Genomic DNA, 25,211 nt, shown 5'->3' with positions numbered 1-25,211 from the left:
TATTTGAGAAATACCAAAGAATTGAATGCCTTCAGGAAGTTTGCGGTGGCCTATGTTGTGGCACTTTACGTGCTTCCGCAGTATTTTGGAGTTCCCAATCCGGTTTTTGACCTGACAGCAGTAAGAATCACCATTATTGCATTGCTTCTTCTTATCATAACTGATTACAAGAGAAGCCATGATTTTATGGATGTTATCCTGAAGGAAAAAGTGGGGCTGTTGTTGATTCCGTATATAGTGGTTCTGGTGTACACCATGGTCCTGAGAGCGGATGTTAACGCATTTCTTAATCCCTTCGTTGAGTTCCTTGAGTTGTATCTTCTGATCTATCTCATCAAGGATACTTTCGGAGTGGATGGCATGATCAGACTTATCATGGCCTGCATCTATGTACTGATATTTCTGGGCTTTGTGGAAATAGTGATGGGTACATCACCTTTTTCCTATCTGGAGACCATTGATGGAATTTATACAGGACGATTTGTAAGAGGCGGACACTACAGAATAATGAGCTGCGCCAGCCATTCCCTGGGATACGGACTTATGCTGGTGACCATGCTTCCCTTCTGCGGTTATGACTTGGAAACCAAGGAATACAACGTATTCAGAAGACCCATACTTCTGATCCTTATGATGGTTAATGTTTTCCAGACAGGATCAAGATCCACACTGGGAGTTTCCTTTGCAGAGATAGCTCTGATGTTTATTCTGTCAGACAGAAAATATCTTAAGGCCAATGTTATCTATCTTCTGACAGGCCTTGTTGCCTTTGGAATGGCACTTGTTGTGGGATTCAAGACAGCCTTTGGCAACTATGTAATGCTTCAGATCACCAGTCTGATAGACTCTTTATTTAATACAACCTATTCCGTAGCCTATGGAGCTGATCTTCTACAGCTCAGACAGAGTAAGGCCTATCGAGATCTTCTGAAAGAGATATACCATGTTGACTGGGTTAACCCATTACTGGGCCTTGGCAGAAAAAGAGCCTTCAGATCTCTTGTAAACGGAAGAGTTGTTAAGTCCATTGACAACTTTTACATTGCTGAATTTGTGCGCTATGCATATCCCGGCATGTTTGCCTATATTTTCTTCCTGGCAGGTATGGGAATTTCCATGGTGAGAGACTTTTTCAGGACCAGATCCGGAATTACAAGATTGGCGCTTATCGGCGGCATTATGTACTGCCTTAACATTAAGGTTGTAGATTCACTTCAGACCTTTAAATATCTTTATGTATTGATCGCACTGTATATATGCGAGGAAAAGACACCCTTTGTTCCTGCGGTTTCTGAGGACCACAGCAAGTATATAAAGAAGGAGAAGTCCTATTTTGCCAGATACAAATAAGCTGAAAAACAGAATAAAAGAAGGCATGCTTCTTGGAACCGTTTATGACAAGCTTATGCTGCGTATCAGATACAACGACGGTAAGACACACTTTTTGTACAGCACCATGGTGGGCCAGAAGCACAGGATGATCTTCTACAGAAGATACAAGAAGAAGTATCTGAATAAGTGCACACAGAGCCGCCCCTGGGAGCAGCAGGAAAAGGCATTTAACAGTGACACCGTCTGGTTTATGTGGCTTCAGGGCCTGGACAATGCCCCTGAGATAGTTAAGAGGTGCTACGAGAGCCAGAGAAGAAACCTGCCTGACAAGAAGTTTGTTTTACTTGATGAAAACAACATTTATTCCTACATTGATCTTCCCGAGCATATCAAGAGAAAACGCGCTGAGGGAAAGATTGGAAATGCACATTTTTCAGACCTTGTCAGGAATGCACTTTTGATAAAATATGGCGGCTACTGGATCGATTCCACCGTATTCATGACGGATGCCGATATCTTTCCGGTGATAGATAAGACGCCGTTTTTCATGTTCAGCTTTTTCTTCTTCGGATTTAATCCGGAGGTAATGGAGCTCAACAACTGGTTTATTCACAGCACTACCAACAACAATATGCTCTGTCTTTTGCAGGAGCTTTTATATGCATATTGGAAGGATTACGACTATGCCCATAACTACTTCCTGTATCAGATCATGGAGAGCATAGTAAATGATTATTATCAGCAGGAATACCGCCGAATGCCTATAATCAGTCAGGCCCAGGCCCATGTTCTTGCCCACTGCATTTACGAGAAATATGACGAGCAAAAGTGGGAGCTTATGAAGACTTCTAGCGGAATCCATAAACTTAGTACCAGATTCAACCAAAAATGGCTGAACAAAGAGGGGAATTTCTATAATGTCATCGTTAATAAACCAAACAACTGATCCAAAACAGATTGAGAACATAAAGCCTGAGGAAGGAAACCGTATTCCAAAGATTATCCATTACTGCTGGTTCGGAGGAAAGCCTCTTCCGGAGAATCTTCAGAAATGCATCGATTCCTGGGAAAAGCTCAAGGGCTACACAGTAATGCGCTGGGATGAGTCCAACTGCAGCTTTGATGAAAATGATTTTGTAAGAAAGACCTATGCGGACAGACAGCTGGGCTTTATCGGTGATTACTACAGACTTAAGGCTGTTTATGAGTACGGCGGCATCTATCTTGATACGGATGTTAAGGTCAACAGAAGCTTCGATCCGCTTCTTAAGCATAAGACATTTTTGAATTTCATTTTTGATTGTTCTGTAGGTACAGCCATCATCGGAAGCGAGAAGGGAAATCCTTTTATCAGGGAACTTATGGATATGTATGACAGATCCGTTATTGTTCCCAGAGACAGATCTAAGGCCGGTAAGGTATTTACTGAAGGAGAGAACGGAGAACTGATCGTTCAGGGCTATGCTACCAGTAACTATTATTACACCTACTATATTTTGAAACATTATCCTGAGTTCAGGCTTGGAAACAAGTTCCAGGATCTCGGAGATTTTGTTATATATCCCAAGGAGTATTTTGAGATTGGCAAACTCCTGGGTAACCACTATGCGGTTCATCTTTGCGCAGGGGAGTGGCAGATAAAGGTTGATAAATCCAAGACCTTAAAGGGCAGGATAAAAACCGCTCTTTCCAAGAATCAGTGGATCTTTGACAAGGTCCAGATCATGGTAAGAAAAAAGAGATACAAAAAACTCAATCAGGGCATTCCTTTTTACAGATGCCTACTAGCACAACAAAGAGGGGAAAAGCTCCCGGAGCTTTAATTATTGCCAGTGAACGACTATTACGAGATGGTGAAAAACTTAATATCCGAGCAGCTGAGGGGGATCTATGTCAGAGACCTGATACTACTGGTGTTGGTGGCACTGCTTGTCATAGTCATCGTCAAGGCTTTGATGCTGAAGAAGGGCAAGGAAGTGTCCAAAGGACAGCTGATACTGACCTTCTGCACCATCTGCTATGCGGGTGTTCTTCTGATGATCACCATTTTCAGAAGAGAGAGCGGGTCCAGAACCGGCAATATATCCATACACCTGAATCTCGGATCTATCCGGGGAGGCTGGTACAGGGTAAAGCAGGCAGCCTACAGCATTTTGAATGTTCTGTTGTTTGTACCCTGGGGATTTTTGCTGAGATTGAAAAGATTCAACGATGGACATGTGAGAGCATTTTTTATGACTGCTCTGACGGGATTCCTCACCAGCTTTACCATTGAATTTTTTCAGTTGGCAACCAAAAGAGGTATTTTTGAAGTAACAGATCTGGTGACTAATGTATCGGGGACAGTCATTGGAGCAATTATGGCTACTGTTGTTATTGCAATAGCAGCCTTAAAGAAGCAGGATAAGAAGAATGAGTAAAAAAGATAAGAGAAGATACATATCAAAGGCAGAGAGAGCCGCAATTCAGCAGAAGAAAGAAGCACAGAAGCTTGAGCAGCAGAAGGTTGAAGTAATCGAGGAAGCCCCTGTAGTAGAGGAAGCACCTGTATTAGAGGAAGTGCCTGTAGTAGAGGAAGTGCCTGTAGTAGAAGAAGCCCCTGTAGTAGAGGAAGTGCCTGTAGTAGAGGAAGTGCCTGTAGTAGAGGAAGAACCTGTAGTAGAAGAGGAGCCTGTAGTCGAGGAGGAGCCCGTAGTCGAGGAGGAGCCCGTAGTCGCAGAGGAACCCGTAATCGAGGAGGAGCCCGTAATCGAGGAGGAGCCCGTAATCGAAGAGGCACCTGTAGTGCAGGAAGAACCTAAAAAGGAAGAGCCTAAGAAGGAAGAGTCTAAGAAAGAAGCTCCTAAGAAAGAAGCACCCAGGAAGACTGCCAAAATGGATAGGCATGCGGATAAGGAATACCGCAAGGTGGCAGAGCAGGCCAGAAAGAGGGCCGAGCGAGAAGCCAAGAGGATTGCCAGGGAAAATAAAAAGGCAGATAAGGAAGCTGAGAAGGACAGGAAGAGATTCAGCCGTATCAAGGATGCCAATAAGGTTCAGAAAACCGTTATCATGGATCCTGAGGCCCAGAAGAAATCCACCTTCAAGGACTGGGTCATCATTGCTTTAAGTATTGTATCAATCCTGCTTCTTATATACATTGTTTACTCAACAAAGAACTATGACCAACAGGTTGCTGACAAACTGAACACCGACAGCCAGAAGGAGAACCTTACTACAACCACTGTTGTGGATGTAATGGATGGTGTCATCATCAATGAGGTAAGTGGTGACAACTGGATCGAGCTGTTCAACGGCGGAAGTAATAACGCTGATCTTTCCGGAGCTCAGATATTCGTTGCCGGAAATAAAGCCGCGGTAATTGCCGAAGGAACTCAGATCGGTGCAGGAGAATATCTGATATTTGACTTGGGAGCTAATCCGGGATCAGCTGAAGAGAACGTTGTTATGATCAAGGATAAGGACGGTAAGATAATCCATTCAATCCTTTTACCGCAGCTTACAGCTTCAATGAGCTACGGATATACACAGAATGAAAATTACAACATTGGCTACATGGAGCCTACCAAGGGCAAAGCCAACAAGGCAGAGCTTTCTGAGGACAGTTATACCTATCATGACGGAATAGGCTTCTCAACTCCCGGAGGATTTTATGACACCGGATTTTCTCTTTTCCTTTCATCAAAGAAGGGTGAAAAGATCTACTACACCACCGACGGTACAGAGCCTACCACTGAGTCTGAAGAGTACAACGGAAGCATTGAGGTAAGAAGCAAATCCGGAAGAAAGTATGTATATGCTGCCCAGGGCTTTGGATATCTGGATAAGGCATCTTATTATCCCACTTCCATCGATGCCGGAATGGTGGTAAAGGCCATCACTGTAAATTCATCAGGTAAGGTGACAGGTTCAGCTACACAGGAGTATTACATCGGCCTTGCCAAGGACTCTGCATATGCTAATATCCCTGTACTTTCGCTTACGGTAGACCCTGATGAGATGTTTGGATACTTTAACGGCATATATGTTCCCGGAAGAACCAAAGAGGATGCCATTATCACCGGTGATAACAGCTCAGCGGGAAGCGCCAACTATCTCAACGGCTGGGAGAGACAGGGACAGCTTTCTTTCTACGAGACAGAAAAAGGAAAGACCTTTGAAAAAGAAGTGACCACAAAGATGTATGTGGATGTTGTCATTAACGCAAGACAGAAGAGTCTTAGGTTCAATGTGACTGACACTGAGAACTTTAAGGGATCTTCAATTCTTAAATATGTGGACACCAAGGGAAATATCACCCTTCAGCCCTATATTGATGATGATGAGTTAAAGGTAAAAGATTACATTGCCAATGAGCTTATGAAGGACTCATCCGTAGGAACTTTGGATATGTCTCCCGTGATCCTGTTTATCGACGGTGAATATTGGGGTGTATACCTTCTTAAGGTTCCTTACACCGCCAACTATCTTGCTGAGCATTTCGGAATAACAGAGTCCGTTTATATCAGAAAAGATAATGCATACCAGCAGCAGTTCAATGATATGTACAATTTTGTAGTATCCAATGACATGAGTCTTGCTGAGAACTATGCTCATGTTGAACAGCAGATGGATATCGACAACTACATCGAGTATATTTGTGCCAATGTTTACTTCGGCAACTCCAACTTCAGAACTACCAGAGGTACACAGTGGAGAGTTGTTGAGGGCGGCGGAACAGGTTACTCTGACGGAAGATGGCGCTGGCTTATGAATTACCCCATCGGTAATTCCATGGGTAGGGCCAAGACACAGACTTATTCCATAGATACATATTTACAGAAATCTCTTCGCATGGACAGATTCTTCCAGTCAATGCTTATGAACAAGACTTTCTGCAACAAGCTTGTAAGTACCATGGATAAGATGGTAAATGAAAGATTTACTCAGGACAACTGGGAGCCGATAATTGACAACGGAGCTGAGCTTATGAAGAAGGCAGCCATAGATAATTATCTCAGATTCTACGGCTCCATGAAGGATTCAGCATATGCTTCAGGCATAGATACCATTAAGAGCTTCTTCTCCAGAAGAGCAGACTATATCACTTTTTATACTAAAGAACTTGCAGAGAAAGGTGGAGACCTGGCATACATAGCTGAGATGGAAGCTTTGGGACAGACCGCTGACGACACTGAGACCTCTTCCGAGGAAGAAGAGGACGGAGAGTCCGAGGAAGGCGAAGAGGGCGTTGAAGGCGAAGAGGGCGTTGAAGGCGAAGGAACACCGGAGGGTGAAGAAGCCGCTGAAGGCGCTGAAAATGTAACAGACACAACAGAACAGGGTGTGGATAACAACAATGGATAAAAAGTATGAGATTATAAGAACTTATACAAGTGAATTGATCAAAGCCTGCTTTGAGAAGAGGGCACCTTATGAGATACCGGAGGGGATAACCGCGAAGGAGATTTTGGATATAGCGGTATCCGGCCAGATGCAGTATCCCATTGCCGGCTCCCTTCTTAAGCTGCCCTTGTCTGATGCTGATAAAGAAAGAGCAAGAAATCTTCTTAAGGTCAGTACCTTCAGAACCTTTGCTCAGATGTTTACCACAGATCAGATGACCAAGGCCTTTGAGGAGAATGGCATAAGACATCAGGTTCTAAAGGGAGCCGTTACCAAGAAGCTTTATCCCTCTCCTGAGATCAGGGAGATGAGCGATATTGATCTGGTGGTATATGATGAAAGCCTTGATAAGGCAGCAGAGGTCCTTGAAAAAATGGGCTATACCAATCATGGTCTTATCAAGCACCATATGATCTTTTCAAGTCCCCAGAATGTACATGTGGAGGTTCACTGGTGTCTCTTTGATGAGAACGCAGACCGCAAGCAGTACGTATATTTCAAGGACAACTTCAAGGCAAAACTCAAAGAGGGCTGCAAGTACACCTATGAGTTCAGCATTGAGGATTTTTATGTATATATGATCTCTCATATGTCCAAGCATTTCTTCGAGACAGGCTGCGGTATCAGGAATCTTCTTGATATCTATGTTTACAGAAATAAGCTTGGGGACAGGATGGACAAGACCTATCTTGAGGGCGAGCTTGATAAGCTTGGAATCAGGGATTTTGAAGAGCATATGACAGAGCTTGCTTACATCTGGATGGACAATAAGGAATGTCCCGAGTTTTTCGAGAGTCTTTTTGCATATATGGTGGACAGCGGAATCTACGGAAAGAACGAGAATGGTGTATGGAGCTAGCTTGCCAAGGAGACAGCCGACGGTGATCAGAATGTGAAGCTTCACTACTATTTCCCGTCCCTTAAGTTCATGGAGGAAAAATATCCATGGCTTAAGAGCATGCCTTTCCTTCTTCCTGCAGCGTGGGTCATAAGGGGATGCAGTGCCGCCTGCAGCAAGGAATCCCGCAGACACAGACAAGAGGTTGAGAGTGCAGATAAGAAGGAAGTTGATCGCATGCTTGACATGTATCACCGCCTTAATCTGAACTTCAGAAAATAAAGTTTTTATTTGGGGAAGATAAATGAGTGTAAGCAGATCTAAACGAACAGCCCAGAATCTCAGCGTGGGCTTCATATACCAGGTGACAAATATGATCCTGGCCTTCGTGTCAAGGACCGTGTTTATCCGTACTCTGGGGGATGAGTACCTGGGACTTAACGGTATCTTTTCAGATGTGTTAACCCTTCTGTCCATGGCGGATCTGGGGTTCTCCACGGCCATGGCCTACAGCTTTTACAAGCCCCTTGCGGACAATGATGAGGATAGGATCGCAGCTCTTGTGGCCTTTTACAAAAAGGTCTACAACACCATAGCTCTGGTGGTTTTGGGACTGGGACTTTGCTGCATACCGTTTTTAAGACTTATTGTTAATACCGAGAAGCAGATCGACCATTTGGAGATCTACTATCTGTTTTCCCTGGCGGGAGTTGTCACCAGCTATCTATTTGTCTATAAGACAACGCTGCTGACAGCGGACCAGAAGGATTTTAAGGTGGTCAACATCAGGATGATCACCAATTTTGCAAAGGTTGTGCTCCAGATTGTTACTCTGCTTATCTGGAAGAACTATATTGTGTACCTGGCAATAGGAACCTTTATGGGGATACTTACCAATCTCATAGCTTCCAAAAAAGCTGAGAGCGAATACCCCTATATTAAGGACCTGAAAAACAGGGATGATGTGGATAAAGAGCTTACGGGAAGTATTGTGGAGAACATGAAATCCGTGTTTATTTACAAGGTTTCCACCACAGTCTTCAGCGCCACTGACAATATCATCATTTCCATTGTCATCAGCACCGTAATGGTCGGTCTTTATTCGAACTATCTGATGCTGAGCCAGAAGCTCCTTCTCATTGAGCAGATTGTTTTTTCTGCCATGACAGCCAGCATCGGCAATGTGATTGCCAAAGAAAATGCCGACAAGAGATATCAGATATTCCAGACCATTCAGTCCATCAGCTTCATCTTTTGCGGAATAATCACCACCGGATACTGCATTCTGGCCAATGACCTGGTTCGTATCTGGCTGGGAGAGGACCATATGCTGCCACTTACACTGGTGGCGGCGGTTTCTGTCAACACCTTTTTGTCCTGCTCACTGCAGCCCCTCTGGAGCTACAGAGATGCTTCGGGACTGTACAAGAAAACAAAATATATAATGCTTATCGCAACAATTGAGAACATAATACTGTCAGTTATCCTTGGAAAACTGATGGGAGTTGCCGGAGTTATTTTTGCATCAGCCATAGCAAGGCTTACCACTTACTTCTGGTATGAGCCCAAGCTTCTTTACAGAGAGTACTTTGAGAGAAGTCCCAGAAGCTATTTCCTGGCTATGTTAAAAAATCTGGCTTTGGCAACAGTAGTTATAGCAGTGGTTGGAACGGTTTCCTCAAGATTTTATGTTAGCAGCTGGGGAGAACTGATAATAAAAGGCGCGATCATCGGCGTTGTATGTACCATCGTATTTGTGGGAGCTTATTACAAGACCGAGGGCGCTCAGAATCTTATTAGAAAAGTTAAGGAACTCGTTAAGAGATAATGCAGGAACTGATTACGGTAATAATACCGGTTTACAAGGTGGAAAATTACATAGATAAGTGCATGGAATCGGTGCTTTCCCAGAGCTATGAGAACCTGGAGATCATTCTGGTGGATGATGGCTCGCCGGATAACTGCGGAAAGATCTGTGAGGAATACGTAGGGAAGGATTCCAGGATCCGTGTGCTTCACAAGATGAACGGGGGACTTTCCAGTGCAAGAAATGCAGCTCTGGATGTGATGACCGGCAAGTGGGTGGTCTGCATCGACAGTGATGACTATGTTCACAGGGACTATGTGAAAAAGCTCTACGAGGCGGCAGTCAGAAATCATGCGGATATAGCGGTCTGCTCCCACTATCAGGAAAATGGAGACACCCTCTCCATAACAGAGAAGATCTTTGATGAGGAAGTCTGCTATGACAGAATGGAGGCGCTCCACAAGCTGGTGGAGGATGACTACATCAAGAACTATGCCTGGGGCAAGATCTACAGGGCGGAGCTATTTGAGGGAGTAAGATATCCTGACGGCAGAAACTATGAGGACATCGCCACCACCTACTACCTTTTTGATAAGTCTGAAAAGATAGTTAAGATTCCGGACTATCTCTATTATTACATAATCAGAGATGACAGTATCTCCTTTAACAAGTCCAGACAGATGTGGCACAAGGGGTGCCATGCGTCCTGCCTCGGGCAGCAGGAGAGATGCGAATACTTTAAGAAAAAGGGTTATGAGGAGCTCTATAACCTGGCTCAGGCTATGCTTCTTCCGTACCTTTATTCCGATATTACCAGCGGATACAGCGACGACGCCGAAAAGGATGTCAGGGACGCCCAGGAATATATCAGAGCCCATCGCGCTGAGTTTGCTGCCAATCCATATGTTTCCGGCAAGGATAAGAAGCTCATTGGAGTGTATCTCAAGGGCCGGGGATATTACAAGGTCTATTCTGAAGCCAAGAACTATTTTAACAGGGCCTATAAGGTGTTTAGAAAAAGCCGTGCCAGAATAAAGAGCATGCGCTGTAATCAGGGCTTTGATCTTACAGAGGGCAAGAAAAAGAGAGTGGTTTATTTTGAACTTCCCTGCTTTGACAATTTGGGAGACCATGCCATTGCCTATGCCGCAGAGGAGATCTTGGAAGGCTTTTGCCAGGGGACTGAGTATCAGTTTTTCGTGGCAGACGGTTGGAGAGTGGACTCCTCCATCAGCGCTCTTAAAAAGTGCACAACTCCTGATGATGTGATTGTATGTCAGGGAGGCGGCAACTTCGGAAGTCTCTATGATTTTGCTGAGACTTTCAGAAGGAAGGTATTTAAGGCCTTTAAGGATCATAAGATAATCCTGATGCCTCAGACTTGCTTCTATTCTGAGGATGAAGAAGGGAAAAGGGCTCTGGAAGAGGATAAAGCAGTTATAGCCGGATGCAGCGACATAACTCTTTATGCAAGGGATATGCAGTCCTATGAGTTTATGAAGAACAACTTTAAGGCCAAGGTGGAATTTCTTCATGACACTGTATCCCTCTATGAGCCTTCAGGATGTGCATCAGAAAAACGGGATGGAATTGTGGTCTGCCTTCGTTCCGACAAGGAAGGTAAGCTGACCCTTGGGGATAAAACAAGAATTCTCTCAGAGTGCGAGAAGAAGAGGGAAGTACTGGTGACGGATACCTGCACCAATTATGATATTGCACCCTCGGAGAGAGAGAAGGTATTAAGAGATAAATGGAAGCTGTGGAGCAGGTCTGAGCTGGTGGTTACCGACAGGCTTCACGGAATGATATTTGCTTTTATTACAGGAACACCCTGTATAGTTATCGGGAACAATCATTTCAAGGTCTATGAAGCATATAAGACCTTTAGCAGTGCCAAATATCTTACGTATATTGAGTCTTTGGAACAATTGCCGGAAGCTGCTGACAAAATGCTGGCTCTGAAAGAAGAGGAATGCAGCAGAGAGAGCTTTGACGGTGACCATGATAAATTGAGAAGCAGCATTACAGGTAAATAATTTGGGGGAACAAAATGATGGCTTCAAAACTTTCCGCAGGTGTTGAAAAAGCGGCTTTGATACTTAACAGAAACAGAATGATTCTGTCTATCACCAATTTTCCTGCCCGAAAAGACAGGGTAAATCTTAACTGGGCTCCTTTGTGTAAGCCAAAAAAAGGCGGCGCAGCCTATTCCAGGATAGATACTGATAAGCAGAATTTCGGGGATTATCTGGCTATTCCGATCTTTGACTATATGACAAAAAAATATGGTCTTGATAAGGATAAGAAGGTGAAAGGCACAAAGCATCTTTATACCATAGGCTCCCTTATCCTTCTGGGGTATCAGGACGCCACCATCTGGGGAAGCGGCATTCTTCAGACCGAAGCCCCGGGCTTTGTATGGAGCAGAAGTAAGTACAGAAAGCTGGATGTAAGAGCTGTAAGAGGCCCTGAGACCAGGAGAAGGCTTCAGGAAAACGGCTATGATGTGAGCAAATGCGTCTTCGGGGATCCCGGAGTTTTGATGCCCCTTATCTATACTCCCAAGGAGTATGAGAAGAAAAAAGATTATTCAGTTATCCTTCATATGAGTAAGAAGGATGACTCTATACCTAATCAGATAGATGTTCTCACCGATGACTGGCAAAAGACCATCGATGAGATTTATAACAGCAAACTGATAATAAGCAGTTCTTTACATGGCTGTATAATTGCTGAGGCCTATGGCGTTCCGGCCATTTTGCTGGACAGGCTGGAGGGCGGAGACAGATTTAAGTACAACGATTATTATTACAGCACAGGGCGCAGGGACTATCCGGTCTGCAGGTCCGTTGAGGAGGGGCTCTCAATGCCGATTCCACAGGTGCCGGATCTTACCAAAATGCAGGAGGATCTGATAAAAAGTTTTCCTGTGGATATGTGGCAGTAATAAGAGATTCGTTTAGGGGGAGTGCTTCAGGGATGGGACTCAAAAGTATGATTTTCAAGCTTGAAAAGGCTTTGGGAAAGGCAATAAATCATAGGGAAATATGGCTTATCAGTGACAGGGAAATGTCAGCGGGGGACAATGGAGAGGCTTTTTTCAGGTTCCTTCAGGATAAGGATGTCTGCCCGGTTTTTGCCATCAGTAAAAAAAGTGAAGACTACGACAGGATACGGAGCATCGGTCAGGTGGTGGATTACAATTCACCAAAGCATAAGCTTCTTTTGTGCGCAGCCGCCTGCCATTGCAGCTCCCAGCTGATCCATATGGAGAATCACAAGGAGACGCCCCAGATCTTTTTGCAGCACGGGGTGGCTGGAAATGATATCTCCAAAATGATAAATCCAGTGTCGCATGAGAATTTTTACATCATAACTTCTTCAGGGCATGAAGCAGATTACATGAAAGGCGGGAATTATACCATAAAGCCAGATCATGTACTACTTACGGGACTTGCCAGATACGACTGTTTAAAAGATGACAGGAGAAGGCTGATAGTTCTTGCCTTCACCTGGAGAGCGGCCCTTGCCGGAGTTTCAGAAGATGAATTTGCAAGGACGGATTATTATAAGACCATCTGCAGGGTAACTTCCGATGAGAAGCTGTCCGGCGCCCTGAAAGCAATGGGTTACAGCCTTAAGATAAGACTTCATCCTGAAATGGAACAGTATATATCAATGCTTCCCAATAATGCCAACTGGGATTTTTACAGGGGCTCCTATAATCAGATGTTTGCTGAGGCGGACCTCATGGTGACAGATTACTCCTCGGCGGTGTTTGATTTTGCTTACCTAAAAAAAGCAATTTTGTATTATCAGTTTGATGCTGATGACTTTTACGTTAACAGTCCCTTTGTGTCAAAAGGATTTTTTGATTATGATAAGCATGGCTTTGGTCCGGTCACAGCCAGCTATGATGGCTTTACCGCGGCGCTTCTTGATATGGCTCAAAAGGACTGCAGCATGGAAGAAAAGTATAGGGAGAGAGTGGACAGATTTTTCACCTATCATGATAAAAATAACTGCGAAAGAATATACCGCAGTATAAAAGAAATACTTGATAAGAACTAAGGGGAAAACATGTTTTATTATTTGGTCTATGGCCTTAATGTACAGTCAAATATTGAATTTCCGCAGCTCCTTTCCGGTGAAGAGGGCGGTGAGAACAGGATTGACCTGTTCATTGAGGTTAAGAGCGGGGATGAGCTTAAGAAAAAGCTGGCAGACCCAGAAAAGCCTGAGGTTGAGATCGGAAATACCGCTGACGGCATGTGGTTTTCCAATCAGGCCGGAACCTTCTTGCTGGAACACAGGGACGGAGTATCCTATATGACCTGTGAGAAGTATGAGGGCGTTCCCGACAGCATAGCCAGATCCTTTCTTTTGGGGAACTGCATTGCCATAATCATGACCATGAGAGGAAAGATCGTGCTTCACGGAAGCACAGTGGTCCTGGGAGATAAGACAGCTCTTGTCTGCGGCGACAGCGGCACCGGTAAATCTACCACAGCCATGGCCCTTCTGGATGCCGGTGGAAAGCTTTTATCCGATGATATCTCGGTTCTGGATGTGGATCCCGCCGATGGCAAGGTTTATTCTCTTCCCGGTTTTCCCGAGCAGAAGCTCTGCAGGGATGCGGCTGTGGACAATGGTTTTAACGTAGAGGAACTTACTTATATAGACGAGGAGAGAGACAAATTCTCCGTGGACAGAAGAGATATTTTTCTTACCGATAAAAAGAAGGTTGATATGCTGATATCTCTTCATACAACGGCAGCTGAGAAGGCAGAAGGGGACACCGCCTTTGAAAAGGGAGTCCGCTTTATGAAGATAGACGGAGGAGAGAAGGTCAATGCCATAACGGACAGATTTTTCCTTAACTGGCTCTATGGCCATGGCTTTGTGCTTCGTCCGGAGGAGATGGTTAAATGCTTTGCTCTGGCAGGCCAGATCGAAGTTATGGATATAACAAGAGTTCGCGGTCTTGATACAAAGGAATACCTGGTGGAAAGGCTCATTAAAGAGATCAAGGGGTAACACAGATGTCTGCAATATGGGGATTTATCAGTCTTGAAAAAGACTTGGGCAAACTGAATAAAAGAGTAGCAGAGTGCAGGGAGCTCATGGCAAAACCCTATGAGGAGTGTGCTATCGACAGATTTGATGAAGAAACCTTTGATAATGGCTTCTTCTCCTGCGGAATACAGTATTTCACCCAGGAAGCGGAATATGAAAAGCTTCCTGTCAGGGATGAGGAAAAGGGCATTGTCTTTACCGGAGATATTGTATTAAATGCCAGAGATGAGCTGATATCCGAACTTTTGCGGGAAATTTCCGAGAAAGAGATCACAAGGCTTGAGCAGGTACTGTTTTCACAAGAGGCTTCTGAGATAAAAGAGGATATGGATAAATGGCCTGACGGAGCCCTTTGTTATGCTGCCTACACCCTCTGGGACAAGGCTTTTGTAGATCATATCCAGGGTCTTTTTGCCATTGCAGTTTATGATATAAACAGTGGCAGTTTCAGGCTCTTTACGGATCATATGGGCTGCAGATGTGTTTATTACAGTGTCTGCGGAAATGAGCTTTTCTTTTCAAGTCTTTGCAGGCCTATAACAGATTCCATGCCTTCAGAGTATTTTGGAATATGCGAGAAGTTTATTGCGGGAGCGGAATATAATAATACCCCTTCAATGCTGCTGTTTCCGGGCCTCAGTCCCTTTGAAAACATCCTGCAGCTCACCAGGGGACACTATGTTGAGGTGACAGATCTTAAGGGGCAGTTTACCGCCGCTTTGACAGAATATTATAACCCTGCGGAAAAGAAGGAGCAGAGATATAAGCTCACTCCTCCAAAGGAGAACCCTGATAAGTATTACAGAGAGACCTTCAGAAAGGTATTCTGGCAGTCTGTTCATGACGCCATGAGATGTAAGGGAGAGGTTGCAGCTACCTTAAGCAGTGGCCTTGATTCTACTTCCGTGGCCGCCGTGGCCGCCACATACCTGGCTAAGGAGAATAGGAAGCTCTACGGCTTTACTTCCATTCCGCTGGAGGATTATGAAAATACTCTTGAAGCGGGATATATTCCTGATGAGTCCCCGGGAGTTCTTAAATTCTGTGAGAATTATCCCAATATTGAGCCCTCATTTACCAGGTGTGAGGGAAAGAGTGCTTTTACCGAGATGGACAGACTTGTTTCTCAATTTGAGGTTCCGGGCAAGGCTCTGGTTAATCAGGTCTGGATGGTAGATATAGCTAATCAGATGAAGGCAAAGGGCTGTACCGTAATGTTAAACGGACAGTACGGTAACTTTACTCTCTCCAACGGAAATGCCTTTGCAAGGACCTTCCAGGAACTCTATGCCGGTAACTTCAAAGAAGCCAAGAAGCAGCTGGCGACCTTTGGAAGAAGATATTCTATTCCCAGGAAGGTGCTGTTTTCTTCTACTATGGAAATGGCACTAAATAAGCTTCTTTTCATAACAGGACTGGATGGCGGCTTCAATTCAGGATTTGACAAGGTATATCTCAAAGAAGAATTACTGCGCAAATACAGGATTAAGGCTACAGAGAAAAGTACATATAAGAAAAGAGGCTATGCTGACTGCGAGCCAAGATATAAGCAGGATAATCTCATAATGGACGAGACTATATCCGGAACCATGGGCATATTTGATACCAAGATAAGTTTATTCTATGGAATACTTTTCAGAGACCCAACCAGGGATAAGAGAATGGTGGATCTGTGTATTGCACTTCCCGGCTGCGCATTTACAGAGGACGGCTTGGAGAGAAGACTTGTAAGGGGATATCTTGATGATATGATCCCTGCAGCCATAAGACTTGATCCCGGCCACAGAGGGGTACAGAGTCCTGACGCAGCACTGAGGCTTGGCAGATATGGCACTGAAAAAAAGGATACAGATATTATTCCTGACTTATATAAATATATGAATGAGGAAAGTGTAAGGAATCTTCTTAAACAGGATGTTACAGAGGAAAATCATAAGGATATGGTGAGAATCCTGGCCCTTGATTCGTTTTTGAAAGATTTTTCAGGCAAATAAAAAGAGTCACACATTTGTGTGACTCTAGTAAGAACTTAATCTCAATTAGTGCTGAGGGTGTACGTTCCACTCATCTTCGTTAGGATCGCCTTCTCCGCTGTATGAATAGAAGTTCTTGTGAAGCTCTACGCTCCATACTGCAGCATCGCAATAACCAGATCTTCTGTTGCCGAGCTCTGTGTTGCTAAGGTTAAGTTCCTGAATTTCAGGTGCATTCCAATTTTTCATAGTTGCTTCCTCCTTTTGAATTATAAGAAAAGGATAATGCGAAGTTTTTTTATAGTAAAGAAATCTATCAAAACTGTAATTTTTTTATAAAAATTTTATGAATCGATTATAATTTGTGATGAGTTTTCGAACATGGGACAGGATTGAAAGGTAAAGATATATGGGAATCATAGGTAGAACGTACCGGTTCATCAGGTACAATGAACACAAGGCAATAACCCTGAAAGCCTGGGGATTATCTGCAAGATACCGGTTTCAGATGTTATATGCGGACACCAAAAAGCTTAATAAAAAATGGGGAATAGAGGGGGAGGAATCCTCCTATGAAGCCACTCCGGAGGAATACCGTTTTTGCAAGAAAGTTTCCTATGCAGTGAACCAGGTCTGCAGTAAAACCCGGTGGGAGAGCAAGTGCCTTGTAAGGGCTCTTACAGCCCAGAAACTTTTGGCTGAAAAGGGCATTGAATCCACTCTTTATCTGGGGTGTAAGCTGGATGAAAACAAGAAAATGGTGGCCCATGCCTGGATCAGGGTGGGACAGCTTTTCGTTACCGGTGGGAATGGCGCCAAGGACGGCTATGCCATAGTAGACAGATTTAAAGCGAGGGTTAAAAAGTAATGGGGAAAATGGCAAAGATAAAACATTATTGGAATAAAAGAGATGATGCGGGGAAGTATTTTAAGTGGGTCCTTAACTATACCAAGCCCTATATACCGCAGCTTTCACTGCTTCTGGCCTTTGACCTTATTGCGACCCTTACCTCCGTGGGAATGGCCATCATAGGCAAGGAGCTGATTGATAAGGCCACAGGAGGCAATCTCTCAGAGCTCTGGTCCATCATCATCATATATGTACTGATCATTCTGGCCAGCCAGACTCTTTCAGTGGTAAGTGAGCTGATATCCGTAGTGGTTTATGAGAAGTTCGGATTTGGTATCAGAAAGAGGGTCTACAGAAGGATCCTTGATACCAGTTGGCTTGATATCGCCAAATATCACACAGGAGACCTGATGACAAGACTTACCAGCGATGTGGGCTCTGTATCCGACGGTATTTCCAGAACCATACCCAAGATAATCAAGCTTTTTGTAGAGCTTGTGGTTACTTTCGTTACTTTGGCTTATTACGATCTGCGTCTTGCCATATTTGCCCTGTTGGTGGCACCTGTAGCCATGCTGGCAAGTGTTTGGCTTGGAAGAAAGCTCAAATATCTTACGATCAAGGTTCAGCAGACAGAGTCCAAGTACAGATCCTTTATGCAGGAGTCCCTGGCCAACATTCTTATAGAGAAGAGCTTCTGCCTTGAGGATTATTCGGAAAAGAGACTTACACAGCTCCGCGACGAGCGTATTTACTGGGTTCTTAAAAAGAACAGAACCAACCTTTTTGCTTCAACTGTTATGGGACTTTCCTTCCAGTTTGGATACATCGTGGCCTTTGCCTGGGGCGCAATATGTATTGCAAAGGGAAGCATCACCTATGGTACAATGACAGTGTTCCTTACACTGGTAAACAGGATTCAGTCTCCTGTTCTGGGCCTGGCTCAGCTGGTACCAAAGATCATCACCATGCTGGCTTCTGCGGGACGTATCATTGAACTGCAGAACCTTCCAAAGGAGGAATACCTTGGAAGGACCATTCATCCCGAGCATATCGGTGTCAAGGTAACCAATGTGTCCTTTGGATATACGGATGAACTTGTTTTTGACGGAGCTGACATTGAGTTTAAGCCCGGTGAGTTCACCGCCATCGTCGGTAAGTCCGGAATAGGTAAGACCACACTGGTTCGTCTTATCATGGCCTTTACCCAGAAGATGCAGGGAAGCATCACTTTCTATAATGAGAAGGGTGAGGAGATGCCTGCAAGTCCTGATGCCAGAAACTTTATATCCTACGTGCCTCAGGGCAATACATTATTTAGCGGAAGTATCAAGGACAATGTCCTTATGGGAAATAAGGATGCCACTGATGAGGAGATCATTATTGCTCTTAAGAGCGCATCAGCCTATGACTTTGTAATGGAGCTTCCTCAGGGTGTGGATACTATTATCGGAGAGAAGGGTGTAGGTATCTCTGAGGGACAGGCCCAGAGAATAGCCATTGCAAGAGCTCTTGTAAGAAGAGCGCCCTTCCTTATTCTTGATGAGGCCACCTCATCCCTGGATGAGAGCACTGAGCTCAGCGTTCTTGAGGGCATCAGGAAGTGGAATCCTTCACCTACCTGCCTTCTTATAACCCACAGAAGGTCAGTGCTTCAGTACTGCGACAGAGAGATACAGATCGTTGATAAGAAGATGAGAGACGCTGTCTAATTCGGAGGAAGCTATGTACAAGATTCTGATGATTGATGATGATATTGAAGTTCTTGAAGTCAATAAGAAATTTTTTGAGGAAAAGGAGTGCAAGGTAGAGGTCTGCAGCGAGCCCCAAAAGGCCCTGAGTCTTGTGGAGAGCTTCAAACCCCACTGCATTTTCCTTGATGTTATGATGCCTGAGGTGGACGGCTTTTCCCTTTGCAGGCAGATAAGGAATATAACAGAGGTTCCGGTACTGTTTTTATCCGGAAAGGTGTCTGAGGATGACAAGGTAGAGGGCTTTGAAGCCGGGGGCGATGATTATATTGAAAAGCCCTACAGTCTTAGAGAGCTCTATGCCAGAATGACTTCCCATGTCCGCAAGAGCATGGCCTCAGCCAAAAAGGAAAAAAGCAGCGTTATAATAGACCTTAATCCTTTTTACATTGATAAAGAAAAGCACAAGCTCTACTACGAGGGAGAGGAGATTCCCATTTCCAATAAGGAATACGACCTCGTCCTGTTTCTTGCCAAGAACGTGGGCAAGGAGATCACCTTCGAGGAAATCGGAACCCAGCTCTGGGGCAGCTATATAGAGACAGACAGAAGGAACGTAATGGTCAATGTTTCCAGGCTTCGCAAGAAGATAGAGGGTCAGACCGGAATAGATAACTTTATTGAGACCGTCTGGTCCAAGGGTTACAAATTAATGAAGCTAAGGAAATGATCATGAATACTAAAAAGAAATTTCAGCAGCCGGTTGTTGCCAGTGACACTGTGGCAGATCTTTCTGCCAAACTCCTGGAAGCCAATAAAAAACTTCAGATCGCAGAGAGGGAGAGAACTCTTATGCTTGAGAATATCTCCCATGACCTCAGGGCGCCTCTCACAGCCATCCGCAGCACAGTGGATTATATGAAGGAGAAGAGCAAGGACGGTGTTCTTAATTTTCCTGATGAGGAGAGAAAGGCCATGCTTAATCTCCTGGATGCCAGAACCAGGACTCTGGAGGCTCTTATCAGTGACCTGTATTATATGACCTGCATTGAGAGTGGCAGAGAGGAATTTAATCTTAATAAGGTTCCTCTGTCCCAGTTTCTGGAGGAATATTTCTTCGCAGCTGAGCTTGACGAGAAGTATGACAATTATAAACTTGTACTGGAAGTTCCTGAAGATTTGGACGTAATTGTGAATATAGATGTTGCAAAGCTCAGCAGGGTGTTAGATAATCTTTTTATTAATGCCCGTAAATACTCCGATGAGGGCAGCACCATTGCCCTGGGGGCAGGAGTAGATGGGGAAAATGTATTCTTTTATGTGAAGGATAATGGACAGGGAATCCCCAAGGAGTCCCTTCCCTATATATTTGACAGAACCTACAGAGTGTCCGGTGCCAGGACTCCTTCCAAGGAGACCAGCAGCGGCCTGGGACTGTCTATCGTTAAGACAATTGTAGAAAATCACGGGGGATCTGTTGAGTGCAGATCAGAGCTTGGCAAGGGCAGTACTTTTACCGTGACTATACCTGTGGCAGACAGGCAGTAAATTCGGGGAGATTTCATGAGTGCTAAGGTAAGTGTGGTAGTTCCGGTTTATAACGGAGAAAAGTATATAGATAACTGCGTTAAGAATCTTAAAGAACAGACCTATGACAACCTTGAGTTTGTTCTGGTGGATGACGGAAGCAGTGACAATACACCGGCTATGTGTGATGAGGTGGCAGCAGGGGATGACAGATTTGTGGTAGTTCATCAGAAGAACGGCGGTCTCAGCGCAGCAAGGAATGCCGGAACAGCAGCAGCCACCGGGGACTACGTGGTCTATGTGGATGTGGATGATGATATCACTCTCGGGCTTGTATCCGACAATGTTGAGATAGCCCTCAGGTCCGGAGCTGATGTGGTGTTGTTCAATTTCTGGTACTACAACGTAGATACCGATGTGAAAAAGGACAACCCCTATTCAGGAGATTTTGAAGGCTCGGGGGAAGAGTTCTTCCATAAGGTTTTGGGGAAGGCCATTAAGTACGAGGTTTTTAATGCCCCCTGGAACAAGCTCTATAAGATGGAATTTTTAAGGAAGAATCATTTGGAATTCCTTCCCGAATTTCCGATTTATGAGGACATTATATTTGCTTCAAGGATGCTTCAGTATGCGGAGAAGATTGCTGTTAACAGCAAAAAATATTATGTCTATTATGTCAGAAGTTCAGGAAGCCTTATCACCAAATATGTGGATGGCTACTTTGATTCCGTTACGGAGTTCTATGACAATGCGCTTAAATATTGCGCCAAGTATGATAATAATGAGGACCGCATAAGAGATTTTTCTGAGCTCTATGTCAAGCTGGTATCCACCAACCTCAAGCAGATCAGCTGCAAAGAGGGAATGTCCAAAAAGGAGAAGCTGGCTCTTATCAGAAAAATCTGTGACAACAGCAAGCTTCGAAGCGCCCTCAGAATTGCTCATCTTGAGTCCAGAAGGCTTTTTGCCAAGTATTTCGTTCTCACCAGGAATGCCCGGGCTATCTACCATATGTACAGATTCCTGGGAAGAAAGTAGGTGTTCATGAGCGAGAATGTATTAAACGTCTACCGAAGCGAGTGGAAGTTCTACTTAAGTCTTCAGGAATACCACTATCTAAAGGGACTTTTGGAGGGTATCATGACTCCGGATCCCAACATGGGAGAGAAGGGGCAGTATTATATAAGAAGCCTTTATTTCGATTCGGTGGACAACGTTGATTATATGACCAAGATGGCCGGCGTGGAGATGCGTAAGAAGATAAGGATCAGGATCTATGACACTGATTCCGATAAGGCCAAGCTTGAGATCAAGAATCGTTTTAACTCCTATATGTTAAAGGAGTCCTTGTCAATAACAAGAGACGACGCTGAGAGGCTGATAAGTGGGGATTTTTCAGCCCTTTCATCATTTACAAGTCCTGTGGCCGGTAAGGCCAGGAACATTATGGAGGGTGGTCTGTACAGCCCAAAGACAGTGGTGGACTATGAGCGTGAGGCTTTTATCTACCCGGAGCATAATGTCAGGATCACCTTTGACAAGAACATCAGGGCAGCAGCCTCCGACAGGCTTTATGACAGGGAACTTCCCATGACACCGCTTATAAGGGAGCCTGTAACGGTATTGGAAGTTAAGTACGACCAGATGCTTCCGCATTTCATTAAGGAAGCCATCAGCAGTGCCATGCTGCTGAATTCATCAATCAGCAAATACTGTCTTGCAAGACAGCAGTTGGGATAAAAGATTTTTAGGGGAGAGTGTATGAGTAAGAAGGAACTGTTATATTATTTACTGGAGAACAACACTAACATTTCATTGCTTGAGGTGGCAATAGGCCTCATAATGTCAGTAATTCTGGCATTCTTTATCTATTTTGTCTACAAGAAGACCTTCACGGGAGTTATGTATTCCAAGAACTTCAATGTGACACTTCTTCTTATCACTGTGATCACCACTATGGTAATGATGATAATCGGAAGCAACCTGGCCCTTTCCCTTGGTATGGTGGGTGCTCTTTCAATCATCAGATTCAGAACAGCGGTCAAGGACACCAAGGATTCCGCCTATATTTTCTGGGCCATCGCCGTTGGTATTTCCTGCGGCTCAGGAATCTATGCCATAGCTATTCTTGGCAGCATAGTGATCGCCATTATTCTTTTCTTCATCAGCAGAGGTGTTTTTGATGACAACACCTATCTTGTTATTGTCCATGGAAATGACAGCCTTGATGCAGACAAGGTTACAGAGACTGTTAACAGACACTGCAAAAAGGTTAACCTCAAGATGCGCAACCTTAATTCAGTAAGCTGCGACATCACCTATGAGGTATCTTTTGCAAAGGATAAGGACGGAGAGCTTGCAAATGAGCTCAAGGCCCTTGAGGGTGTAAGCGGCATCAACATCGTAACCTATAACGGAGAAATCGCGGGGTAATCTCTTGAAAAGCAGAAGTTTTTACAGGATATTGGGGCTGCTTTCACTGGCGGCTGCGGTTATCCTTATGTTTGTTTGTATAGGTATGGAGCTGGATGACAGCGATGATTATCCTGAGAATTCCGGGGGAATATCCCTTTGCATCAACGAAGCTCTTTATTCCAATCTGGGTGAGATAAGGGATGAAGACGGGGATAACAGTGACTGGATCGAGCTCTATAATTTCGGCTCTGACAGGATTGATCTGGAGGGCTTTTCTCTTGCGGATCACATCGGCTCAAGGGGGAGATGGTACTTTCCAAAGTCTTATATCGATGCCGGGGAATATCTTATTGTCTGGGCCTCCGGTAAAAACAGGGCTGTGGAAGGTGCGGAGCTTCATACTGATTTTATGCTGAGCTCCTCTGATACGCTGACTTTATATGATGCGGCAGGCAGCAGCGTGGATGAGCTTTATTTTGATGGAAACATGGAGGCCGGCGTTTCCGTGGGAAGGCTTAAAAAGCATCCTTCACAGCTGGCTCTTTTATCTGCCAATACTCCGGGAAAGGCCAACAATGCCAAGGAGATTTCTCTGGTGACAAGAATTGATACAGCTCTTGGAACCCCGAGATTTTCTGCTGATTCCGGAATATATGATCACGAATTTGAACTGACTCTTAAGGCCGGCGAGGGAGAAGAAATCGTCTATACCTTGGACGGCTCTGACCCCACCGCAGATTCTTATGTTTATTCAAAGCCCATCCTTATAAAAGACAGAAGTGATGAGCCCAATACCATAGGTAACGTCAAGACAACACCTAATTACGCCATGAACTACAGCTGGGAAAATTCAGCTGATTATAAGGGACTGGTGGTGAAGGCCAGGATCATGAAGGACGGCGTCTTATCGGATAAGATCATAACAAAATCCTATTTTGTAAATCCTGAGACCTCCTTTAATATTATTTCTCTGTCTGTGGACCCGGAGAAGATGTTCGATGAAAGAAAGGGCATTTACGTTCCGGGAGAGACTTATTACATCTGGAAAAAGTACAACAAGATGAGCACCAACACTGCCTTCCCACCGGGAAACTACGACGAAGAGGGAAGCATTAAGGCCTATGTGGAGATCTTTACCAATACAGGAAAAAGGCTGGTCGCTACAGCGGTGGATGCGGAGCTCACCGGAGCTGCCTCCAGAAAATATGCGGCAAAGGGTATAAAGGTCACAGGTGATGAGACCGGAAGCATCCTTGAGAAGGACTTTTTTAAACTCCTTCCCGTAAGTGAAGAGGCCGATGACAGAGGCCTGGAGAGTGTAACTTTCAGGGCCGGAGGAACTGATTTTAACAGAAGCATGTGTGCTGATGCCCTGGCCCAGTCCCTTGTTACTGACAATCTGAAGGTCAATACACTGGCTGCGGAAGAGGCTGTTCTTTTTATCAACGGTGAGTACTGGGGAATCCACAATATAAGAGAGACCCTGGATCCTGAATATTTTGACAGGCACTATGGAATTGATGACAAGAACCTTACGCTGATCAAGCTAAATACCAGTCATGATCCCCATCTTCCGGAGATAACCAGCGGCACTCCCGGGGATCTTCAGGACTATTTGGAACTGGTGGATTTTGCCAGGACCAATGATCTGTCAAAGAAAGACAATTACCGATATGTCTGCGACAGGATTGATATAGACAGCTATATAGACTATTACATTGCTGAGATCTACTTTGGGAACAACGACTGGCCCGGCAACAACTACAGAATATGGAGAGCTGATCAGCGGGGAAGTGAGTTCGGAGACAATAAGTGGAGACCTGTACTATTTGACCTGGATGAGGCCTTCAGATATAGGGCATTTAATTCTCTTGAATATGTTCTTACAGAGGACTATGACAAGAGCAAGCTTGATGATGATCATTCCCGCGGCTTTGATGACAATAGGGAGATCATCGATGCTCTTATGAATAATCCTGAGTTCGAGGAGATGTTCTTTGACAGATTCGAAGAGTGCCTTGATACGGTTTTTTCAGAAGAAAATGTCCTTGCCGCCATTGACAGCTATGAAAAGCTCTATGCTCCTGAGATGGAGGACCAGTTCGCCAGATGGCACACTAAGGACGGGTGGCTGTCACAGGTAGAGCTCCTTTTGGGAAAGGGTTCCACCGAAAAGGGCAGATATTCGGTTACGACCTGGGAAAAGACCATGGAGGGCTTTAGGACCTTCGCCAAGGAGAGACCTGATAATCTCAGGAAGTATATCAGGATGTACAGAGAAGGCTAAATCTATTTTGTTTACATCCGGCCGTAAATA

Annotated in this window: 22 protein-coding genes; 21 read left to right on the top strand and 1 reads right to left on the bottom strand. The window is 44.6% G+C overall.

All coding sequences use genetic code 11. The annotated features are described in order from the left end of the window. Positions 1 to 3 precede the first annotated feature (3 nt). The 13 genes from T359_RS0114430 to T359_RS0114370 are packed head-to-tail and all read left to right on the top strand — an operon-like array spanning position 4 to position 16,432. Positions 4 to 1,350: a hypothetical protein gene (locus T359_RS0114430; RefSeq protein ID WP_155840135.1), complete on the top strand. Its 1,347-nt coding sequence runs from the start codon at positions 4 to 6 to the stop codon at positions 1,348 to 1,350. Next, a complete protein-coding gene (locus T359_RS20550; protein ID WP_051545466.1) occupies positions 1,334 to 2,278 on the top strand; it encodes a capsular polysaccharide synthesis protein in 945 nt (314 codons plus the stop codon). Before T359_RS0114430 ends, T359_RS20550 begins: the two co-directional genes overlap by 17 nt. Then, positions 2,250 to 3,155, top strand: coding sequence for a glycosyltransferase family 32 protein (locus T359_RS21770; RefSeq protein ID WP_051545464.1), 906 nt, complete (start codon positions 2,250 to 2,252; stop codon positions 3,153 to 3,155). The genes T359_RS20550 and T359_RS21770 overlap by 29 nt, the downstream gene beginning before the upstream one ends. 9 nt (positions 3,156 to 3,164) lie before the next feature. Continuing rightward, a complete protein-coding gene (locus tag T359_RS21765) occupies positions 3,165 to 3,752 on the top strand; it encodes a VanZ family protein (protein WP_051545461.1) in 588 nt (195 codons plus the stop codon). After that, the gene (locus T359_RS0114410) at positions 3,745 to 6,678 is read left to right on the top strand and encodes a CotH kinase family protein (protein WP_026518083.1); all 2,934 of its coding nucleotides are present in this window, start codon (positions 3,745 to 3,747) and stop codon (positions 6,676 to 6,678) included. Before T359_RS21765 ends, T359_RS0114410 begins: the two co-directional genes overlap by 8 nt. Next, complete coding sequence (locus T359_RS0114405; protein ID WP_026518082.1) at positions 6,671 to 7,576, top strand: nucleotidyltransferase domain-containing protein; 906 nt, start codon at positions 6,671 to 6,673, stop codon at positions 7,574 to 7,576. Before T359_RS0114410 ends, T359_RS0114405 begins: the two co-directional genes overlap by 8 nt. A 33-nt stretch (positions 7,577 to 7,609) precedes the next feature. Then, positions 7,610 to 7,837 carry a hypothetical protein gene (locus T359_RS0114400; protein WP_026518081.1) on the top strand — a complete coding sequence of 76 codons (228 nt, stop codon included), beginning with the start codon at positions 7,610 to 7,612 and terminating at the stop codon, positions 7,835 to 7,837. Between the two features lie 22 nt (positions 7,838 to 7,859). After that, complete coding sequence (locus tag T359_RS0114395) at positions 7,860 to 9,383, top strand: oligosaccharide flippase family protein (RefSeq protein ID WP_026518080.1); 1,524 nt, start codon at positions 7,860 to 7,862, stop codon at positions 9,381 to 9,383. After that, positions 9,383 to 11,398 carry a glycosyltransferase gene (locus T359_RS21760; RefSeq protein WP_051545459.1) on the top strand — a complete coding sequence of 672 codons (2,016 nt, stop codon included), beginning with the start codon at positions 9,383 to 9,385 and terminating at the stop codon, positions 11,396 to 11,398. Before T359_RS0114395 ends, T359_RS21760 begins: the two co-directional genes overlap by 1 nt. A 14-nt stretch (positions 11,399 to 11,412) precedes the next feature. Then, entirely contained in the window at positions 11,413 to 12,309 is an 897-nt protein-coding gene (locus T359_RS20530; protein WP_051545457.1) for a polysaccharide pyruvyl transferase family protein, read from the top strand. A gap of 32 nt (positions 12,310 to 12,341) precedes the next feature. Then, positions 12,342 to 13,433: a CDP-glycerol glycerophosphotransferase family protein gene (locus T359_RS0114380; protein ID WP_026518079.1), complete on the top strand. Its 1,092-nt coding sequence runs from the start codon at positions 12,342 to 12,344 to the stop codon at positions 13,431 to 13,433. Between the two features lie 9 nt (positions 13,434 to 13,442). Beyond that, complete coding sequence (locus tag T359_RS0114375) at positions 13,443 to 14,399, top strand: hypothetical protein (protein ID WP_026518078.1); 957 nt, start codon at positions 13,443 to 13,445, stop codon at positions 14,397 to 14,399. A gap of 5 nt (positions 14,400 to 14,404) precedes the next feature. Next, positions 14,405 to 16,432, top strand: a complete 2,028-nt coding sequence (locus T359_RS0114370; protein ID WP_026518077.1) for an asparagine synthase-related protein — start codon at positions 14,405 to 14,407, stop codon at positions 16,430 to 16,432. A gap of 45 nt (positions 16,433 to 16,477) precedes the next feature. Here T359_RS0114370 and T359_RS0114365 read toward each other — a convergent pair whose 3' ends face one another. After that, positions 16,478 to 16,660 carry a hypothetical protein gene (locus T359_RS0114365; RefSeq protein ID WP_026518076.1) on the bottom strand — a complete coding sequence of 61 codons (183 nt, stop codon included), beginning with the start codon at positions 16,658 to 16,660 and terminating at the stop codon, positions 16,478 to 16,480. Positions 16,661 to 16,820: 160 nt separating this feature from the next. On the opposite strand from T359_RS0114365, the gene T359_RS20525 reads away from it, so the two are divergent. Genes T359_RS20525 through T359_RS0114325 form a run of 8 tightly spaced genes read left to right on the top strand, consistent with a single transcriptional unit; the run spans position 16,821 to position 25,181 of the window. Beyond that, positions 16,821 to 17,279 carry a lasso peptide biosynthesis B2 protein gene (locus T359_RS20525; RefSeq protein ID WP_081795599.1) on the top strand — a complete coding sequence of 153 codons (459 nt, stop codon included), beginning with the start codon at positions 16,821 to 16,823 and terminating at the stop codon, positions 17,277 to 17,279. An 8-nt stretch (positions 17,280 to 17,287) separates the two neighbouring features. After that, positions 17,288 to 18,973 carry an ABC transporter ATP-binding protein gene (locus tag T359_RS0114355; protein WP_026518075.1) on the top strand — a complete coding sequence of 562 codons (1,686 nt, stop codon included), beginning with the start codon at positions 17,288 to 17,290 and terminating at the stop codon, positions 18,971 to 18,973. 13 nt (positions 18,974 to 18,986) lie between these two features. Next, a complete protein-coding gene (locus T359_RS0114350; protein ID WP_026518074.1) occupies positions 18,987 to 19,682 on the top strand; it encodes a response regulator transcription factor in 696 nt (231 codons plus the stop codon). Between the two features lie 2 nt (positions 19,683 to 19,684). Next, positions 19,685 to 20,500 carry a sensor histidine kinase gene (locus tag T359_RS0114345; protein ID WP_035784586.1) on the top strand — a complete coding sequence of 272 codons (816 nt, stop codon included), beginning with the start codon at positions 19,685 to 19,687 and terminating at the stop codon, positions 20,498 to 20,500. A 15-nt stretch (positions 20,501 to 20,515) separates the two neighbouring features. Further along, the gene (locus T359_RS20520) at positions 20,516 to 21,517 is read left to right on the top strand and encodes a glycosyltransferase (protein WP_026518072.1); all 1,002 of its coding nucleotides are present in this window, start codon (positions 20,516 to 20,518) and stop codon (positions 21,515 to 21,517) included. 6 nt (positions 21,518 to 21,523) lie between these two features. Continuing rightward, complete coding sequence (locus tag T359_RS0114335; protein WP_035784611.1) at positions 21,524 to 22,219, top strand: polyphosphate polymerase domain-containing protein; 696 nt, start codon at positions 21,524 to 21,526, stop codon at positions 22,217 to 22,219. A gap of 21 nt (positions 22,220 to 22,240) precedes the next feature. Beyond that, positions 22,241 to 22,912: a DUF4956 domain-containing protein gene (locus T359_RS0114330; RefSeq protein ID WP_026518070.1), complete on the top strand. Its 672-nt coding sequence runs from the start codon at positions 22,241 to 22,243 to the stop codon at positions 22,910 to 22,912. Between the two features lie 4 nt (positions 22,913 to 22,916). Beyond that, positions 22,917 to 25,181: a CotH kinase family protein gene (locus T359_RS0114325; protein ID WP_026518069.1), complete on the top strand. Its 2,265-nt coding sequence runs from the start codon at positions 22,917 to 22,919 to the stop codon at positions 25,179 to 25,181. The last annotated feature ends 30 nt before the right edge of the window (positions 25,182 to 25,211 follow it).

This window comes from Butyrivibrio sp. MC2021, from assembly GCF_000621605.1.
Taxonomy (GTDB): domain Bacteria; phylum Bacillota; class Clostridia; order Lachnospirales; family Lachnospiraceae; genus Butyrivibrio.
This window is presented reverse-complemented; position numbering and strand designations above follow the sequence as displayed.

Coding starts and splice junctions, on each gene's coding strand:
- T359_RS21770 (WP_051545464.1), top strand. CDS start 2,250: ATGTCATCGTTAATAAACCAAACAACTGATCCAAAACAGATTGAGAAC.
- T359_RS0114410 (WP_026518083.1), top strand. CDS start 3,745: ATGAGTAAAAAAGATAAGAGAAGATACATATCAAAGGCAGAGAGAGCC.
- T359_RS0114405 (WP_026518082.1), top strand. CDS start 6,671: ATGGATAAAAAGTATGAGATTATAAGAACTTATACAAGTGAATTGATC.
- T359_RS0114395 (WP_026518080.1), top strand. CDS start 7,860: ATGAGTGTAAGCAGATCTAAACGAACAGCCCAGAATCTCAGCGTGGGC.
- T359_RS21760 (WP_051545459.1), top strand. CDS start 9,383: ATGCAGGAACTGATTACGGTAATAATACCGGTTTACAAGGTGGAAAAT.
- T359_RS20530 (WP_051545457.1), top strand. CDS start 11,413: ATGATGGCTTCAAAACTTTCCGCAGGTGTTGAAAAAGCGGCTTTGATA.
- T359_RS0114380 (WP_026518079.1), top strand. CDS start 12,342: ATGGGACTCAAAAGTATGATTTTCAAGCTTGAAAAGGCTTTGGGAAAG.
- T359_RS0114375 (WP_026518078.1), top strand. CDS start 13,443: ATGTTTTATTATTTGGTCTATGGCCTTAATGTACAGTCAAATATTGAA.
- T359_RS0114370 (WP_026518077.1), top strand. CDS start 14,405: ATGTCTGCAATATGGGGATTTATCAGTCTTGAAAAAGACTTGGGCAAA.
- T359_RS0114365 (WP_026518076.1), bottom strand. CDS start 16,660: ATGAAAAATTGGAATGCACCTGAAATTCAGGAACTTAACCTTAGCAAC.
- T359_RS20525 (WP_081795599.1), top strand. CDS start 16,821: ATGGGAATCATAGGTAGAACGTACCGGTTCATCAGGTACAATGAACAC.
- T359_RS0114355 (WP_026518075.1), top strand. CDS start 17,288: ATGGCAAAGATAAAACATTATTGGAATAAAAGAGATGATGCGGGGAAG.
- T359_RS0114350 (WP_026518074.1), top strand. CDS start 18,987: ATGTACAAGATTCTGATGATTGATGATGATATTGAAGTTCTTGAAGTC.
- T359_RS0114345 (WP_035784586.1), top strand. CDS start 19,685: ATGAATACTAAAAAGAAATTTCAGCAGCCGGTTGTTGCCAGTGACACT.
- T359_RS20520 (WP_026518072.1), top strand. CDS start 20,516: ATGAGTGCTAAGGTAAGTGTGGTAGTTCCGGTTTATAACGGAGAAAAG.
- T359_RS0114335 (WP_035784611.1), top strand. CDS start 21,524: ATGAGCGAGAATGTATTAAACGTCTACCGAAGCGAGTGGAAGTTCTAC.
- T359_RS0114330 (WP_026518070.1), top strand. CDS start 22,241: ATGAGTAAGAAGGAACTGTTATATTATTTACTGGAGAACAACACTAAC.